The following is an 18,159-nucleotide window of genomic DNA, read 5'->3' as shown; positions in this document are numbered from 1 at the left end:
CATCGTATGAGGGACAGCTTTGTAAGCCCTCAGACCGACTCAGGCAAAGGTGGAAAGAGGTTCGATGGAGCTTTTTGAAGGCATTCTTGTGCTGATGGTCGCGGCTGTGGTCCTGCTACAGGTCTCGCGCCGGTTCAGCCTGCCCTATCCGTCGCTCCTCGCTCTTGCGGGAATTGGAGTGGCAGCCATTCCGTTCCTGCCGAATATCGTGTTGGAACCGGAGCTCGCACTTGCAGTCTTTGTGACGCCGGCGCTGTTCGATGCGGCCTACGATACTGCTCCTCGTGATCTGAAGAAACACTGGGTGCCGCTGGCGATTCTGGCCGTTGCCGCCGTGATTATTACGACCGTTGCCGTTGGTGTGGTGGGTCATACGATGGCCGGTTTGGGCTGGGCCGCTGCGATGACGCTGGGCGCCATTGTGTCTCCGCCGGATGCGTCGGCCGTGAGTGCAGTGCTGAGCCGCTTTCCGCTGCCGAGACGGACACTGCTGATCCTGGAGGGCGAGAGCCTTTTGAACGATGCGACCGCTCTGCTGCTGTTCGGAACAGCGCAAGCGGTGGCGTTACATGGAGCTTCGACTCCTGGGAAGATCATCGGGCCGCTGCTGCTTGCGATCCCGGGCGGGGCGATTCTTGGGTATGTGCTTGGGAAGCTCTACCTGATGGTGGCGAAGTGGACGGCTGGTAGCCTGTCAGCTTCCATTGCGGAGATCGCTGTCACGTTTGGCGCCTGGATTCTCGGCGAGAAACTGCATGTCTCTCCGATCCTGGCTGTTGTGGTGCTGGCGATGACGATTGCGAAGGGCGCTCCGAAACAGGAGCCACCGCGGGATCGAGTCCATTCCACTGCGCTGTGGGGTTCGATCACGTTCATTCTTGGGGCGATTGCTTTTCTACTGCTGGGAATGCAGGTGCTGGATGCAGCAAAGCATCTGTCTGGTGTGAGTCTGAAGCAGGCCGTGATCTTTGGCGCGGCAGTGACGCTGACGACGGTGGTGACGCGGATTGCGTGGGTGTTTCTGTACCGCGTCTTTGCGGACCGACTGGATAAGAGCGGCTTGCCGCAGCCACCGGTGGGCGTGACGTTCCTAACATCCTGGTGCGGTATTCGCGGCATCCTGACGATTGCAACGGCTTCCGCTTTGCCGTACGAGTTTCCCGGTCGAAGCATGATTGTGTTCGCGGCGTTCTCCGTCGTGCTTGGAACGCTGGTGGTCCAGGGCTTCACAATTGGACCGTTGGTCAAGTTGCTGAAGATCGAGCCGGATGAGTCGCTGAAAGAGGAGTCGAACAAGGCCCGCGAGGAGCTGCTGGAGGTGGGTGTGAACTGCCTGCGTGAGCGGACGGATTCGGCAGCGAAGAGCGTTCGCAGGGAACTGGAGATTGCACTGAAAGAGGCTGCGCGACTCGACTTTTCTGCGCAGAGTTCCGGCATGGACACCGTACGCAGCATGGTTGTGTGCACGCAGCGGGAGCGGCTGATCGCACTGCGAGACGACGGCGAGATCGAGGAGGATGTCTTTCAACTCCTGGAGGAGGAACTCGACTGGGCTGCGCTGGCAGCGGCACCGTCAGAGGACCTGGCGCTGGAAGAGGTCTAGGCGAGGAGAGGGCTTACAGGTGTCTGTTGTGGTTCGCCTGGTGTTGCGTGGACCTCGGTAGAATTGCCTTGTGAGAAATACCCCTACCTCTGCCAAACTTCTTCTGCTTTTCCCCATCACCCAACTGCTGCTGGGTTGCAGCAAACCGACGGTGGATGTTGCTGCGTCTGTGACCACCCTGGGCCAGGCGACGCCTATCGAAGTGCGCGTGCATGATCCGCATGGTCTGAGCGAGTTAACCGCGACGGTCGAGCAGAATGGAACGCCGTACCAGGTGTGGCATACGGCGAGTGCATCGAAGAGCCCGGACACGACGCTGAACTTTACCGCTGGTGTGAAGGACACGCCGCAGTTGAAGGACGGTCGCGCGACGCTGATTCTGCAGGCGAAGTCCGGTGGGATGTTTGGCGGCACGACCCGGTGGGAGCGCGCGGTGAATGTGGTGACGCAGCCGCCGACGGTGAGTGCTGATTCCGATCAGCACTATCTGTATCGCGGCATGGCGGATCTGGCGACGATGAATGTGACGGGCGCGTATACGTCGGCGGGCGTGCGGCTGGGCAACCAGACATTCCGTGCGTGGCCGATGCCGGGCGGCAAGCCGGGCATGTTCTCGCTGTTTGCGTTTGCGTGGAATATGCCGCAGGAGACGATTCCTGTTGTCTATGCTTCGAATGGCGCGGGCGCGGATGTGACGACGCCGCTGACGGTGGTCTTCCCGAAGCGGGAGCAGCCGGTTTATACGCAGCACCAGATCCAGATCACTGACCAGTTCATGCAAAAGGTTCTGGGTGAGCTGGATCCGAATGGCAGCGGGACGCCGGTGGAGCGCTTCAAGAAGATCAACAGCCAGATGCGGCAGTCGAACAATAAGACGCTGGCTGAGCTGCGATTCAAGACGGCCGATCATTTTCTGTGGAGCCAGCCGTTCACGCGGCAGTCGCACTCTGCCGCGGAAGCGACGTTTGCAGATGTGCGGAGCTATATGTACCACGGCGAAAAGATCGATGAGCAGGTGCACCTGGGATATGACCTGGCGGTGACGCAGCATGTTGGCGTCGAGGCATCGAATGACGGTCGTGTGGTGTGGGCTGCGCCGCTTGGCATCTATGGCAACTGCGTTGTCGTGGATCACGGATATGGTCTGCAGACGATCTACGGCCACATGAGCCGCATCGATGTGAAGGAAGGCGATGCTGTAAAGCGTAGCCAGGTGATGGGTCTGAGCGGTATGACGGGTATGGCCGGCGGCGATCACGTCCACTTTGCGATGCAGTTGGATGGTGTCCAAATCGACGCGAAGGAATGGTGGGATCCGCACTGGATCCAGGACCATGTGGCACGCCGCGTGGAGCTGGCTGCTCACTAAGAGTAGAGGGAAGCGCTATCGCTTTACAGGAGCGCCTGGATGCCGGCTGCCGCTTGCTTGAGCAGGGTTTTGGTGTCCAGGCTGCCTGGATCGAAGAAGTGATTCAGGGCCAGACCGTCAACGAGAGCGCCCATCTGTGCGACCTGGCGGCGGCTCTCGATGGAGTTATCCAGCCGGCGGAATTCCGGCATGAGTGCTTCCATGTCCGGGCCGCACCCTCTGCGGCATACGGCGTTGTGCAGGTCTGTGAGACGTTGCTGATCGTGCGGATGACGTAGCACGTAGATTTTGAATTCCAGCGCAAGTAGAGCGCGCTCCTTATCTCCGATGATCTGGACGATGTGGGCGGCAAGGGCGGCGATGCGCTTTGCCTTGGTCGACGCGCCCTTCATGCGCTGACGAAACTGCTCCTGGCCGTCGGCGAGGTACTGCTCGAAGATGGCGAAGAAGACATCTTCCTTGTCGGCGAAGTGCGTGTAGAAGGCGCCGCGGGTCTTGCCTGCGAGGTTTGAGATGTCCTGCAGGCTTGCCTTCTCGAAGCCATCGCGCGCGAAGATCTTGCGTGCGGCGTCGATGAGTTGCTGGCGGGTGAGCAGGGAGCGATTTTGCTTGCGGCTCTGCTGCGGTGGAGCGGATCGCGAATTTTCATCAAATTGCTCTGCATCCGACATAGCTATGACAGAATCTCATAAAAGATGCATGCATGTATGTATTTATGCCTGCTCCGAAATGTCCGGAGGATGGAATGACGTTGTCCCTTGCTGCACGCCGGCAGACTAACTTGCCAGCGGTATTGAAGTTGACCGGTGTTTCAGCACTTACGCTGGCGTCGCTCTGGGTCTCGGGCTGCTCGAAGCCGGCGCCCGCTGCACCTGCGGGTGGACCGATGCCGGTTTCGGCCATTACGCTGCAGGCGCAGGATGTTCCGCTGGGCAACCAGTGGGTGGGCACCCTGGATGGCTTTGTGAATGCACAGATCCAGCCGCAGGTAAGTGGGTACCTGATTCGGCAGAACTACCGCGAAGGTTCGGTGGTGGCGAAGGGGCAGGTGCTGTTCCAGATCGATCCGCGGCCGTTGCAGGCGCTGGTGGACCAGGCGATGGGTCAGCTGGGACAGGCGAAGGGCCAGCTTGCGCAGGCGCAGGCGAACCTGGGACTGGCACAGATCAATGTGAATCGCGACACGCCACTGGCGGAGCAGCGCGCGATTGCACAGAGCCAGTTGGATAACGATAAGCAGCAGGCTGCGGCGCAGCAGGCGAATGTGGAAGCAGCGAAGGCGCAGATTGCTTCGGCCGAGGCTCAGGTGAGCACGGCGAAGTTGAATCTTGGGTTCACGCAGGTGCGATCGCTGATTGGCGGTGTTGCGGGCCAGGCTACGACGCAGGTTGGCAATCTGGTAAGTCAGCAGAGTGTGTTGACGTCGGTGTCGCAGCTGGATCCGATCAAGGTTTACTTCTCGATGAGCGATGGGGAGTACCTGGCGCTCTCGAAGCGTTCGAATGCGGGTAAGGGTGATCTGCTGAAGGGGGCGGGCACGCTGCCTTTAACGCTGACGCTGGCGGATGGAAGCGAGTATCCGCATAAGGGGCACATCCAGTTTGTGGATCGGCAGATGAATCAGCAGACGGGTGCGATCCGGATTGCGGCGGTGTTCCCGAATCCGGGAAATGTGCTGCGTCCAGGGCAGTTTGGCCGGGTGTCTGCGAATACGGAGCTGTTGCACAACGCGATTCTGGTGCCGCAGGTGGCTGTGAATGATCTGCAGGGCGTGAAGCAGCTTTACACCGTGGGGCCGGACAGCAAGGTGAAGGTTGTGAATGTGACGCTGGGGCAGCAGACGGGTAGCAACTGGGTTGTGACCGGTGGTGTTACGCCGGGCACGCGAGTGATCACGGACCAGTTGCAGAAGCTGCAGGAAGGCATGCCGGTGAGTCCGCATGCGGCGGCTCCTACGGCTTCAACATCCACCGCTGACAGCGCTTCCGCGGGAAGGTAATCATGTCGAAATTTTTCATACGCAGGCCCATTGTGGCCATCGTGATTGCGATCCTGACGGTCATTATCGGCATTGTTTCGCTGGTGAGTCTGCCTACGTCGCAATATCCGGATATCGTTCCACCGGAGATTCTGGTGCAGGCGACGTTCCCCGGCGCCGATGCGCGGACGTTGTCGCAGGCTGTTGCTACGCCGATCGAGCAGCAGATGAACGGCGTCGACAACATGATCTACATGTACAGCATGAATGCCAACAACGGGCAGGCTTCGCTGTATGTGGACTTCGATGTGAAGACGAGTCCGGATACGGATCAGATCCTGTCGCAGTTGCGTGTTTCGCAGGCGCAGGCACAGCTGCCGGCGCAGGTGACGACGGCTGGTCTGACGGTGCAGAAGGCGCTTACTTCGCCGTTGATGCTGATCGGCTTGAATTCGCCGGATAACAAGTACAGCCAGGAGTTTCTGGGTAACTACGGCATCATCAACGTGCAGGACGAGATCACGCGCGTTCCCGGTGTGAGCCGTGTGCAGGTGTTTGCGGGACAGTATGCGTTGCGTGTGTGGGTGAAGCCGGAGCAGCTTGCGAAGCTGGGTGTTACGGCGCAGGACGTTATCACCGCGCTGCAGACGCAGAACAATGTGAACCCGGCCGGACAGATCGGCGGCGAGCCGGTACCGAGCGGCCAGCAGTTCACTTACACGGTGCGTACGCAGGGCCGTCTGGTGCTGCCGGAAGAATTCGGCAATATCGTTGTGCGGGCGAATCCCGATGGCAGCATCCTGCACCTGCGGGATGTCGCTCGTATCGAGCTGGGTGAGCAGGCTTATGGGTTGAATGCGCGTTACAACGGTGCACCTGCCGGCATCATGGCGGTGTATCAACTGCCGGGTTCCAACGCGGTTCAGACTGCGAAGCTTGTCCGCGCGAAGATGGATAAGCTGCAGAAGAACTTTCCTACGGGCATGAAGTATGACGTGCCGCTGGATACGACGCTCGCTGTCACTGCGGGTATTCACGAGATTACTGAGACGCTTGTGATCGCACTCGTCCTCGTGATCCTTGTGGTCTATATCTTCCTGCAGGGCTGGCGCGCGACGCTGATTCCGTTGATGGCGGTACCGGTGTCGTTGATCGGTACGTTCATCTTCTTCCCGATGCTTGGGTTCTCGATCAACACGTTGTCGCTGTTCGGCCTTGTGCTGGCTATCGGCCTGGTGGTGGATGACGCGATCATCGTGGTGGAAGCAGTTGAGCACCACCTGGAAGAGGGCATGGACGCGCAGTCGGCGACCATCAAGGCGATGGAAGAGGTGGGCGGCCCGGTTGTGGCGATCGCACTCATTCTTGCCGCAGTATTCATTCCTACTGCGTTCATCCCCGGCATTACGGGACGGCTGTATCAGCAGTTCGCTGTGACGATTGCGATCTCGGTACTGATCTCGGCGTTCAACGCGCTGACACTTAGCCCGGCACTGGCTGCACTGCTGCTGAAGCCGAAGGACAAGAACAAGAAGCCGGGCCTCCTGGGACGATTCTTCGACTGGTTCAACCGCTTCTTTGGCCGCACCACGGACAAGTACGTTTCTACCTCCAGCATCCTAGTGCATAAGTCGGCTCTGTCGATGATTGCGCTGGCGATTGTTGCTGCCGTCGCTGTCTTCATGGGATCTCGCCTGCCGGGTGGGTTTATCCCGCAGGAGGATCAGGGTTACCTATTTGCCGCGATGCAGTTGCCGGACGCAGCGAGCATGCAGCGTACGGATGCAGCCGGTCTAAAAGTGACGAAGCAGTTGATGGACACGCCCGGTATTGCGGGTGTGGTGCAGGTGAACGGCTTTAGCCTGCTGACGCAGACGCAGAGCACGAACACTGCGTTCTTCTTCGTGGCGTTGAAGCCATGGGAAGACCGTAAGGCTGCGGAGGAGCAGATCGGTGCCATTCTTGGCAACGTGTCGAAGGAGCTTGGCGGACTTGGGGACGGTCTTGCGTTCACCTTCCCGCCACCGGCGATCCCGGGCATCGGAACTTCGGGTGGTGTGACGATGGTGCTGCAGGATCAGTCCGGTAACGACGACGCAGACTTTCTGACAAAGAACCTTTACGGCTATCTGGGTGCGCTAAAGAAGAGACCAGAGATTGCGTCTGCTGTGCCTTCCTACCTGCCGGCGGTGCCGCAGTTGTACGCGGACGTGGACAAGGAGAAGGTGCTTCAGCAGCAGGTGGATCTGACTCAGGTGTACAACACCATGTCGACCTTTATGGGTGGCTACCTGGTGAACTACTTCAACCGGTTTGGCCGACAGTGGCAGACCTATGTCGAGGCGGAGGGAACTTCGCGTACAGACATTAACAACATCGGTCAGTTCTACGTGCGCAGCGCGAACGGAAGCCAGGTGCCGTTGAGTGCGCTGGTGAAGACGAGGCAGATCAACGGTCCAGAGTTTGTGATGCGCTTCAACGAATACAACGCAGCGCAGCTAAACGTGACGGGAGCACCCGGTTACAGCAGTGGTCAGGTTCGTAAGGCGCTGGAAGAGACGTTTGCAAAGGCGATGCCTGAGGGGATGGGGTACAGCTACAGCGGCATGAGCTACCAGGAGCAGGCAGCAGAGAAGGGCGTACCGACGTGGGTCGTATTCGGTATCTCGATCGTGTTTGTCTTCCTGATTCTTGCGGCGCTGTATGAGAGCTGGACACTGCCGTTCAGCGTGCTGCTGAGCACGCCGGTCGCGATTCTGGGTGCGTACCTGGCACTTAGCATCCGGTCGTATGAGAACGATATTTTTGCGACGATCGGTCTCATCATGCTCATCGGTCTGTCGGCGAAGAACGCCATCCTGATTGTTGAGTTTGCGGTGACGAACTACAAGAGCGGACAGAGCATCAGCGAAGCCGCACTGGGTGCTGCGAAGTTACGTTTCCGTCCGATTGTGATGACGGCGCTGGCGTTCATCTTCGGCTGTCTGCCGCTGTGGACTGCGACAGGTTCGGGTGCGGTGTCGCGACGCATCCTGGGTACGGTGGTGATCGGCGGTATGACGTTGGCGACCATCCTCGGCATCCTGATGGTGCCTGTCACGTTTGCCGTGGTGGAGTACATCTCGCATCGCTTCGGTAAGGGCGGGAAGGGAACCACCATGGATTCGAAGCATGAGCCGGAACACGATACAGAGCTGAAACCGGCAGGCGCAGTGAGCCAGCCGGAAGGGGGTCACGCATGAGCCGAATTGCCTATGAAAAATATGGTGTCAGTTCCCTGGCATTGATCGCGGTCATGGGGCTTGCCGGTTGCAATGTGGGCCCGAAGTACACACGTCCGCAGGTTCCGCCGCCGCCAGCCTTCCGCGGTGCGGATGACGCTGCGGTGTCGAGTGATCCGAATGGTTCGCTGGGCGATCAGCAGTGGAGCACTGTCTTCAAACAGCCCGAACTGCAGGCGTTGATTCGCGAGGCACTGACGAACAACTTCGATCTGCGTGCTGCGGCGCAACGCGTGCTGCAACAGGAATCGCAGGTAAAGATCACGCGGGCACAGCAGTTCCCGCAGATCAACGGCGGCGGCACGGGAGCAGGTGTCGATCTGCCTTCGACGGTCGGCACTTCGATCAACAGTCCGCTGGTGTTTGGCAGCTTCAATCTGTCGGCTTCGTGGACACCTGATTTCTGGGGTCTTTATCGTAAGCAGACTGAGGCAGCGCGCGATCAACTGCTAGCGCAGCAGTGGGCACAGCGTGCCGTACGGATGACGCTGGTGCAGCAGGTGGCTACGACCTATTTCCAATTGCGCACGCTGGATCAGCAGCTGGCGATCGCGAAGGAGACGCTGAAGACACGCCAGGAGTCGGTGAAGCTGACGCAGACGCTGGAACGTGGTGGCTCGGTTCCGCTGTCAGACGTGCGACAGGCGGAGCAGTTGCTGTATACGGCGAGCAGCCAGATACCGCAACTGGAGCAGCAGATCCAGCAGGGTGAGAATGACCTGAGGCTACTGCTAGGCAAGGAGCCCGGTCCGGTTTCGCATGCGGATCCGAATGCAATTACTCCTGTGCCAGATGCTCTCCCCGTCGGTATTCCGTCACAGCTGATCGAGCGACGACCTGATATTCAACAGGCCGAGGCGAAGCTGAAGGCAGCAAACGCCCAGGTGGGTGCGGCGCGTGCACAGTTCTTCCCGCAGCTTTCGATTAGCGGATCTGCAGGCTTTGGTGGAGATGAGTTCTCGAACTTGTTCGATCCTTCGGGGAAGACGATCTATGGCCTTGGTTCGCTGACGCAGCCGATCTTTGCCGGAGGCAAGATTCGCGGGCAGTACGATCTTTCCAAGCGGCAGAAGGATGAGTTGATCCTGACTTATCAGAAGGCTGTTTACACGGGCTTCCACGACGTATCGAGTGCTTTGATTGCTGTGAACAAACAGCGTCGTGCACGCGAGCAACAGCAGTTGCTGGTGACGTCCGCACAGGATGCGACACGGCTAGCGCGTCTGCGCTATCAAGGTGGATCGACGAGCTATCTGGAAGTGTTGACGACAGACTCGAACCTCTTTTCTGCGCAGCTTAACCTTGCGAGTGCACAGCAGAATGAGGCGTTGACGCTGGTCCAGCTCTACAGCGCTCTTGGAGGCGGCTGGCAGTAGGACGCACTTTAAGTCGCTGGAACTTGCACACGGAGTATGTCGACTTGCCCTTGCATCGACATACTCCGTGTGCGCTCATTTTCGTCTTGAACTTCGCATGCGAACCTGGGAGGCTGCGAGGATTGGCGGCGGGATGCTGTTTACCTTAGCGACGCGGGATGTGCGGCAGTGGCGAGATCGCCTGACGGTGAAGTGACACGGTGCGAATGCGAGGGCTTCGAACACTCTCTCACACCTTTTGACGAATCTAGCACCTAGTCCATGTGCCTACGTTAAGAGGAGAGTGAAGAGCGAACGATGAGACCCTACGTGATTTGCCATATGACGTCGAGCCTGGATGGGAAGACGAACCCTGAGGTACTGGAGCAGTTTGGTCGTTCCGACCTGATTGAGGAGACGCATCCGAAGCTTCAAGGCGATGCATGGCTGTGCGATGCGTTGGCCTTCTGCACTTGGGAGGAATGCTTGTGATTTTGCCGCGCTGGTGACCTGATTCAGACGCCCATCGCCATAAGCGACGTCCTGCGCGAGATACCTTCATCCCGATCGCTGTTTTCTGGATTTATTGTTCGAGCGAATTTGAGCCGCGCCGCGAGTGGCTTCACACAGCCAATTTTTAGGCACTGCGGGCAGGTTGTTGCCGGAAATGGCCCTATAGTCGAGGGACATGGCACATCAGGAAGTAACACCACACCGAGCCTCAATGGTTACGATTCTTGCGCCCCGCAACACTTCGTCTTTTGGCAGCTCGGTTGTTATTCAGGCACACCAATACGCTGCCCTGCAGCGAGAGATTCAGCTACTGCGAGGCGAGACGTACAAGGAATACGCGGGTGTCGCGGCCACACTGACCGAAGATGGGCTGGATCGTCAGGCGCTGGATGACTTATGCTGGCACATTCTCGTTCGAGATCCGAGTACGGGCGATCTTGCAGCGTGTGCCCGGTACCGCCACGGCGTGTCGTCGTTCGAGGAGCTTCTCAGTCACGACAGTGCGATCGCCTCCGGGGTGGCCCGGGCACAGGTGATTCGCGCATTTGCCAACGATAAGGCTGATGCGAAGAGAAGAGGTATTGAGTTTGGAGAGGCGAGCGGCCTTGCTGTGAAGCAGTACTTCAGGAGCTCTTACTCCGGGGCAAAGATTGTCATGCTGGGCATGGCGCTGTCCGACCTGTTGGGTGGAGGGTCAGCCTGGTCGATCGTCAGCACTCGGCACGGAGCTTCTTCAATGCTTTGCAGGCTGGGAGCGCAGGTTGTCTGCGGACTGGCGCCGCACGTGGAACCCCGATATGGACATAGTGTGAGGCTTCTGCATCTCGACGTGGCTCGCATTCCTGCTCGTTTCGAGGATCTATTTCAGTGGGCTCGTGAAGAGTTGGGTAGTGCATGCTTCGTATTTGAAGACTGCGCCGAATTGGGGCGCGAGCCTGAGGACCTGCCCCTATCGCTTGCTGAGCGGCCACCTGCGTATTCCGATTTAGAGCGAGATCGACGTTCGCAGCGGGCACAATTCGGAGGCGCTTTCTCAACGCAGTCTGAAGTGGAAACCAGCGATTGCTGTGTGTACGCCGCTGACTAAGTGCAAACATGTTTGATGGCACGAGGAAATGACTGATTGCGAAAAGGGAATTGTCTCAAGCTTGAGTCCAGCATGCGACACTCACTCCCAAGTGAACAAAGGAACCCGCTCTGTAGGAATGTACGAAGAGAGGTTTCGTCTCAGTTTCCGCCGACTAGCTGCAGAGAGATGTTTCATCGATTGATCATAGTTCGCCGTTCTTTGGGGAATCTGTAGAATGGGTCGGCAAGCTTCATCCTTTCTTCCACTGCGACCGTTCTTCTCCCTTGGTAATGCCCCTCTGCCTGCGATTCCGTGCACGTGGCGCTGTGTCGCTGACAAAAAAGGGAAGGAAACCACGCATTGTCATTTCACCGCTCGTACTTGTTCGTGGAGATCTATGACATCCTGTTCCCCTTTGCTTGCCTGCTTTCGTTTTATGGCCCTTCGCCTCAACCTTCGTCGCATTGCTACGTATAGCGTCGTTGCGGCGCTTGGCGTTCTGTCGTGGGGTTCGTCGAATGCAGTCACGCCCACCGCGACGGCAACAACTCTAGCGGCCCGTGCCGGCGGATCGGTTGTGTCGAGCGTTGTTTCTGGCACGGTCGTAACGCTGAGTGCGACTGTTCTCGCTGGGTCCACGCCGGTCACCACGGGGCAGGTGAAATTCTGCGATACCGCGGGTATCTCGTGTGTCGACAGCTACCTGCTGGGCACCGCTCAGCTTACCTCCACGGGCACGGCTAGTCTTCGACTAAGGACCGGAATCGGGGCGCACACCTACAAGGCTGTATTCACTGGCACAGCAGCAAGTATCACCAGCGCCTCGCCAGTCGTCGCTGTTCAGGTGACCGGGACTCACTCCACCGTGACAACGCTGACGCAGACCGGCGTCGCTGGTAACTACACACTGGCAGCGACTGTCGCAGGTACGGGCAGCAGTGTTGCCCCTACTGGTAGCGTCTCCCTGGTCGACACGACAAACAACAATGCATTGCTGGGCACGGGGGTGTTGGGCAGCGCTACGTCGGCCCAGACGTTCGCCTCGCATGTGACCTATGCCACGGGCGATTCTCCCATTGCGAGCGTCACGGCAGACTTCAATAACGACGGCTTCCCGGATATCGCGATGGCAAACTATCGCGGCAGTTCCGTTGGAGTGTTTCTCGGAAACGGCGACGGAACCATTGGCGTCCAGGTTACCTATGGCACTGGCGCCTCACCGTCCTATGTTGCTGCAGGCGACTTCAACGCTGACGGAATCGTCGATCTCGCCGTAGCGAACTCAGTCTCCAACACCGTGAGCGTCCTGTTGGGGAAGGGGGATGGAACTTTCTTCACGCAGGTGACTTATGCTGCAGGGAACTCGCCGGTTTTCGTGACCACGGCGGACCTCGACAGCGACGGTGTCCTCGACCTCGTGGTTTCGAACTCGCTTGACAACAGTGTCGGTGTTTTTCTTGGCAAGGGTGATGGAACTTTTAACACCCAGGTGGTCGTTCCTTCTGGCCTGACACCTCTTTCTATCGCCGTTGCAGACTTCAATGCCGATGGCATCCCGGACCTTGCAGTTACGAACTACATCGCTAACAGGGTAGGTGTCGTGATTGGCAAGGGTGGCGGCGTATTTAACAGCCCCGTCAGCTACTCCGTTGGCACTGGTCCTACGCCCCTTGTGGCCGGTGACTTCAATCGAGACGGTATCGTCGACCTTGCCGTCACCAACTACACCGCCAATACGCTCTCTGTTCTCACCGGCAAGGGCGACGGTACGTTCAACGCGCAGGTCGTCTACGCTACTGGAACCTCGCCCTATGCGATCGCCCCGGCCGACTATAACGGCGACGGCATTCTCGATCTTGCCGTGGCGAACTATGTCAGTGACAATGTCGGTGTCTTCGTGGGCAGGGCGGACGGTACCTTCGCGGCGCAAGTGACTTATGCGACAGGTTCCGGTCCGTCCCCCGTTTCGACCGCCGACTTCAATGGGGACGGCATTGCCGATCTTGTAACGGGTAACTATCACGGCAATAATCTCTCCGTTTTGCTGGGGCAACTATCTTCCACCGCGACTGCAACCGCGACGGGCATCTCCCCGGTGGGAGCTGTTACGTCTGCTCACCTGGTGAAGGCTACCTACACGGGGGACAGCCTCTATACCGGCAGCAGTTCGAACACCGTATCCCTTACGAGCCAGCCCATCGTGACGGTTCTCACGCTCTCGGTCACTCCGGCGATCAGTGCCTACGGCCAACAGGTTGTTCTAAGTGCGGTGCTCAATCCTTCGGTCGCTCAGACCCTATCCACGAACGGCGAAGTCGTTAGCTTCTTCAATGGGTCGCAAGCTCTCGGGACCGGCGTACTCACCAACGGATCGGCGACGTTAAATCTCACCACGCTGCCGGTGGGTGTGTCTGCAATCACCGCTCGTTACGCGGGGAACTCCAACTTCTTAGCAAGCACTACCGCCAGTGTTCCTCACACGGTCTCTCAACCTGGTGCTTCGCTCTCCCTCGCGGCGCAAACTCTGCCCGTTGGGACCGCTTCGGCCACGCTGGCCGCACAGCTTACCTACACCGGTACTGTCGCACCTACCGCTCCGGTCAGCTTTACTGTGGACAATGGCGCCGCTGTCACAGCCGTCTGCACGGGCGTTGCGTCACCGCTCACGTGCACGGCGAGCTACGCCATCAATTCACTGCTAGCCGGCGCTCACACCATCACGGCTAGTCAGCCTGCAGCAGGAGCCTATGCCGCAGCGTCCGCTACTGCGGCGCTCACTCTTACGGTCTCTGACTTTGCCTTTAACGCTACGGGTAATACCGTCCAGACCGTTACTGGGGGCAGCGCAGCCACCTTCACTTTCGCACTTAGCCCCGGAAGTCCTGTCTATCCGGGTGGCGTTTCCTTCGCCGTGGCAGGACTGGACGCTGGCATGAGCTACACGCTTACGCCGACGTCAGTTGCAACCACGGCAGGCCCCCAGACAGTAAGTTTGACGGTCCAGACAGTGAAGCTTACTTCCCAGGCCGATACTTCGCCGGCGTGGTCGCGGCGTTCCGGCCTGGCGCTGGCCGTCCTGTTTCTGCCGTTTTGTTTGGTTCATCGCCGCCGAGTGAACGCTCGCCTGTTGATGCTTCTGGGCTGCGGCTTTCTCTTCATGACCGCAATGACTGGTTGCGGCTCAAACACCGTAGTCACCACTACCACGCCCGTCAATCGCACGATCACCGTTACCGCGACAGCAGCTGGCTACGCCACACCTCACAGTGCGAGTGTCACGCTAAAGGTGCAGTAAGTAACGCAGTTTATTGAACGGTGAATCTCCGGAGTCCGTCACTCTCATTGAACGGTGGCGGGCTCCGTTGTTTTGCATCGCGTTACTAAGACTAAAGATTGCTAGCGTTCCGTATCGTGCGTGAGATAGAACCCGACGCTGTGCGGCTACCAGTGACTTCCTCTTGATCGGCGCCCGAATGGTCACTGAGTCCGTTTGCAGATGACGGCTGCGTCTGTAGCGGGTCCGCCGCTCCACCATCGCCCCAACCGGCTCGCCAGCTTTCTTCGTGGCGACCAATGCCTCAGGACTTGCGGACTGCGCGAACTTCCGCTCCCTTTACAAGGTGGGGAAAATGTCTGCCCCCAAAGGGCGGAAGGTTTTGTCACGCATGCTCACGTGGGTCTTTCGTAAGAGCTTGTTAGTGCCAGACCATGACGCTGCCTGCGTAGTCCGCCAGATAGACTCGTCCGTTGGAGACCACCGGCTGTGAGAACTTTGAGAAAACAAATTGCTCTGAAGTCCAGAGTGTGCGGATGCGACCACCGGTGAAGCCTGTCAGGTCGTAGGCAACGAGCCGGCCGGTTGTCACAGACCTGTTCGCGTCGCCATCCGGGATTGCGCACCAGGCGATGGCGTTTGCTCCTCGGTTTGAGCTGACCGAACAGAAGCCTCCGGGCATGCCACCGTGCTCCGCGCGGGATTGTGCGGACGCCATCTCATTGCCGCGGGCTACAAATGTCATGGCGCCATTTGCATCGAGGCGCCACGCCTGCAAAGGGCTGTTCTCTGCGAAGGCGAGCACGAACTGTGTGGAATCAGGCGCAAAATGCTGTGCCAGTGGCGAATGGATGTGCCGGGTCTTGGCGCCGGGAAAGCGGTTAAGGCCAGCCAGTTTCGCAGGACAGGAGTCCATGCCGAGATCCCATCCCAACTGGAACATCTTGACCTTCGCGCAGTTCGCCTTAGCGTTGGAAAAGTCCGAGGGCTGCGTATCTGGAAACTGTGCAGTGTTTGCAAGATAGCCGATTCCATCCTTACCTGCGGTGAGGTACAGGTTGAAACGCTCAAACAGAGTTCCGGAGAGATGAGCATCCTGGTCGCCCCATTGTGCGCCGCAATCGGTGTTCATAGGCATTCTGGCGCCCGGCGGCGGGTTGCTGGGTGCAGAGTCGCCTGCCACCTTATTCATCAGCATGGCTCGAGGCTGGGTAAGTTGGGCATTCGCACAGGTTCGTGCGGAGTCTGAGTAAGGGGCCCACGCGTGCAGTACAGCGAGCCTGGCTGGTGTAGTGGCAGTGGGTGGCGTTAGCTGTACCTGCATCATCGCCTCACCGAAGGTAGTGGAACCGTTGAACGGGCCATTGCCCGCACCCAGGTAGATGAGGCCATTCCGATCGATTGAGGGACCACCGCCCGACATCCAGATCCCGGCCCGGGTCGAGATTGCGGCCTTTACCTGATTGTCAAAGGTATCGAAGGCCAGAATCCATCCGGTGGCGTTCTCGCCTGTCTCAGCGAATGAACCCGCAGCGATCACGATAAACTTGACGCCATTGCGTGACCAAAGCGCCAGAGCGGCACGTTGTTTTCGTGGAGCATCCGAATACCGCTGGCCGTTACTGGCGGCATCCAGAACAGTGTTTGCCAGCACGGTGCCGTTGCGTGTGTCGATGACAAACATGCGCTGGTTCATGGACCGGTGAGAGCCAGTACCATCAGCGGAACAAGTCGCGACCTGGTAGAGCTTGTGTGTGTCCGGATCGATCACGCCGGTGCTTAGCATCCCGAAGTGTTCATTTACTCCCCACATATCGTTCTGAGGCACGGACCTTACTGGAGCGCAGAGCACAGGGGTCTGCCAGATACCCGCACCGTCTTCCGGCTTCACGCCGCGGATTACGTTGCCGTTCGAGGCGAGGAGCATGACACCACCGTCGATGAGCGGCTGTGCTTCGCAACCTCGCGCATCGCCGATGCACGGAATACGTGGCTGCATCTGCATGCCCGCGCCCACCTTTGCCACGGTGAGGATCGTTTCGCTGCGCGTTTCTGAGGTGCGGGCCGCATCGTAGGACTTCGTGAGCACCTGTGCGGGAAGGGACGCTGATACGACTAGAACAAGGACTAGTGTCTTCATAAAGTCACCGTAATTCCTGAAAAGTCGAGCGGGTTTCGAAGGGGAATATGCAACTCGCGCTTTGGCAGCGGCCCATCCTGATTGAGCAGGCTGTATGCGACACCGTTATCCGCGCGACTGAAGCTATTGGGTGGAAGCGGGATGCAAGCGCGACCGTCAGGGTACACCCATACGTTAGGGCCACCGCTTCGCGCGTAATTCCTGATCCAGCAGTTACGCCACGGAGTGTCCGTCCATACCCAGCGCGTGTTGAACGGATCGCGTGAGATACCGCACAACACCCCGGCCGCGTTGCCAAGCTCACCACCATTGCCATCACGCGACCAGATCAAAACGTCGGGGCTGATCACGTGGTAAGCCTGATTACCGACAGCGAGACGCTTGCCGATCCAGAGATAGTTATCAATCAAGGGGGCGAGGCCGTACAACTCATAGTCGCCGGCGTAGATACTGCAGGCTAACGCAGCCTGCGTGCAGGCATCCAGATAGAACCATCCTTTGAAGTTGACCACGCCATCGGCACCATCGGTGTCGTGGTTGTCCACGAAGGGAACCGCTGCCGAAGGATTCATGTGGCAATAGCGATCCGTGTAGACGAGTGCGTCCAGACCAGCACCCTGACTTACGGCTCGATACGCGAAATGGCTGCCAAAGTCGAAGACGGGGAGGCCGGATTGCCGGTGATAGGAATCGAGTTGTGCATTACTGCCGGTGTAAGCCTCGGCAACCTTGAATCCTGGAATACTTGCCGCCAGCCTGTGCGTAAGGTTCATGTCCATATCTTTGGCTTCATCAAGACGCAAGCCAAAGCCCGCTGTGACGTGCATAAGCCATGCTGTGCATTGAATCTTCATTTTGCGCAAGTAGTCCGCGGGCTTTGAGTGTTGATAGGGAACCCGTAAGCCATCCGCTGGCGCACGCTCGAAGTTCTGGTCGGGTGCAGCGCGGAAGAGGAAGGATGGCTTGTAGGCGAGCTTTCGGTCGCGCTTTCCCTTGCCGTTACGCTCAACGATCGGAAAGCCGCCATATTGATGCATCGGCAGATCGAACATGAGACGCAGGCCGTGGCGAAGGGCCTCCCGCGCGAGTGACTGCAGATCCTCCGCGGTGCCACCGCGCAAACTTTCCCACTGCCCAATATCCAGATCGCTTATGGGATCGTAGCCGAGGCTCATGTTATCTGACCCGGTATAAGTCGTGCGAAAGGGCGGTGGCAACAGAATCAGATCTCCGCCGAAGTCAGCAAACACGCCCGCAAATGTGCGCAGGCGTTCGTACCAGCCACTCTTGATCTTGGGATAGAGACAGTCGTAAAGGATCACTGGACCACTCCGGAAATGGTTACAGGGAGGAGAGCGTTGGAACAGGGACACGCTGGAAGCGATGGATGTTAACTGTTGATGATGCATAACAGTGACACGCATGCGAGGTACACGTGATCAAGCCTGCGATTTCCTACACGGGAGTTCCGAGCCATCCTAGCGACAGCAACATGATAAGTCCAATATTATTCGCGGAATTTAGGGTGATTTATGAGGACTGCTCTAAAGGTCGTGGCATTCGGCACAAGAATATCT

General features: G+C 58.5%; 10 protein-coding genes. 7 read left to right on the top strand and 3 right to left on the bottom strand.

The genetic code is table 11. From position 1 onward, the window contains the following. The first annotated feature begins 64 nt into the window (after positions 1-64). Positions 65-1,603 carry a cation:proton antiporter gene (locus tag TERRO_RS10670; protein WP_014786006.1) on the top strand — a complete coding sequence of 513 codons (1,539 nt, stop codon included), beginning with the start codon at positions 65-67 and terminating at the stop codon, positions 1,601-1,603. 70 nt (positions 1,604-1,673) lie between these two features. Further along, entirely contained in the window at positions 1,674-2,972 is a 1,299-nt protein-coding gene (locus tag TERRO_RS10665; protein WP_014786005.1) for a M23 family metallopeptidase, read from the top strand. Positions 2,973-2,995: 23 nt separating this feature from the next. Here TERRO_RS10665 and TERRO_RS10660 read toward each other — a convergent pair whose 3' ends face one another. Next, positions 2,996-3,643, bottom strand: coding sequence for a TetR/AcrR family transcriptional regulator (locus tag TERRO_RS10660; protein ID WP_014786004.1), 648 nt, complete (start codon positions 3,641-3,643; stop codon positions 2,996-2,998). Positions 3,644-3,717: 74 nt separating this feature from the next. On the opposite strand from TERRO_RS10660, the gene TERRO_RS10655 reads away from it, so the two are divergent. From TERRO_RS10655 to TERRO_RS22045, 5 genes are all read left to right on the top strand, one after another. After that, the gene (locus TERRO_RS10655; RefSeq protein WP_014786003.1) at positions 3,718-4,971 is read left to right on the top strand and encodes an efflux RND transporter periplasmic adaptor subunit; all 1,254 of its coding nucleotides are present in this window, start codon (positions 3,718-3,720) and stop codon (positions 4,969-4,971) included. A 2-nt stretch (positions 4,972-4,973) separates the two neighbouring features. Beyond that, entirely contained in the window at positions 4,974-8,192 is a 3,219-nt protein-coding gene (locus tag TERRO_RS10650) for an efflux RND transporter permease subunit (RefSeq protein WP_014786002.1), read from the top strand. Then, entirely contained in the window at positions 8,189-9,607 is a 1,419-nt protein-coding gene (locus TERRO_RS10645; protein WP_014786001.1) for an efflux transporter outer membrane subunit, read from the top strand. Before TERRO_RS10650 ends, TERRO_RS10645 begins: the two co-directional genes overlap by 4 nt. Positions 9,608-10,274: 667 nt before the next feature. After that, on the top strand, positions 10,275-11,186 hold the full coding sequence (locus TERRO_RS10640) for a lysophospholipid acyltransferase family protein (RefSeq protein WP_157178325.1): 912 nt from the start codon (positions 10,275-10,277) through the stop codon (positions 11,184-11,186). A 418-nt stretch (positions 11,187-11,604) separates the two neighbouring features. After that, on the top strand, positions 11,605-14,463 hold the full coding sequence (locus tag TERRO_RS22045; protein ID WP_169315301.1) for a beta strand repeat-containing protein: 2,859 nt from the start codon (positions 11,605-11,607) through the stop codon (positions 14,461-14,463). Positions 14,464-14,863: 400 nt separating this feature from the next. On the opposite strand, the gene TERRO_RS10630 is transcribed toward TERRO_RS22045, so the two are convergent. After that, positions 14,864-16,582, bottom strand: a complete 1,719-nt coding sequence (locus tag TERRO_RS10630; protein WP_014785997.1) for a hypothetical protein — start codon at positions 16,580-16,582, stop codon at positions 14,864-14,866. Next, positions 16,579-17,904 carry an alpha-amylase family protein gene (locus TERRO_RS10625; protein WP_014785996.1) on the bottom strand — a complete coding sequence of 442 codons (1,326 nt, stop codon included), beginning with the start codon at positions 17,902-17,904 and terminating at the stop codon, positions 16,579-16,581. Before TERRO_RS10625 ends, TERRO_RS10630 begins: the two co-directional genes overlap by 4 nt. Positions 17,905-18,159: the final 255 nt, after the last annotated feature.

Origin of the sequence: Terriglobus roseus DSM 18391, from assembly GCF_000265425.1 — a bacterium.
Taxonomy (GTDB): Bacteria; Acidobacteriota; Terriglobia; order Terriglobales; family Acidobacteriaceae; genus Terriglobus; species Terriglobus roseus.
The sequence above is the reverse complement of the archived record's forward strand: the minus strand, read 5'-3'. Positions and strand labels throughout refer to the sequence as shown.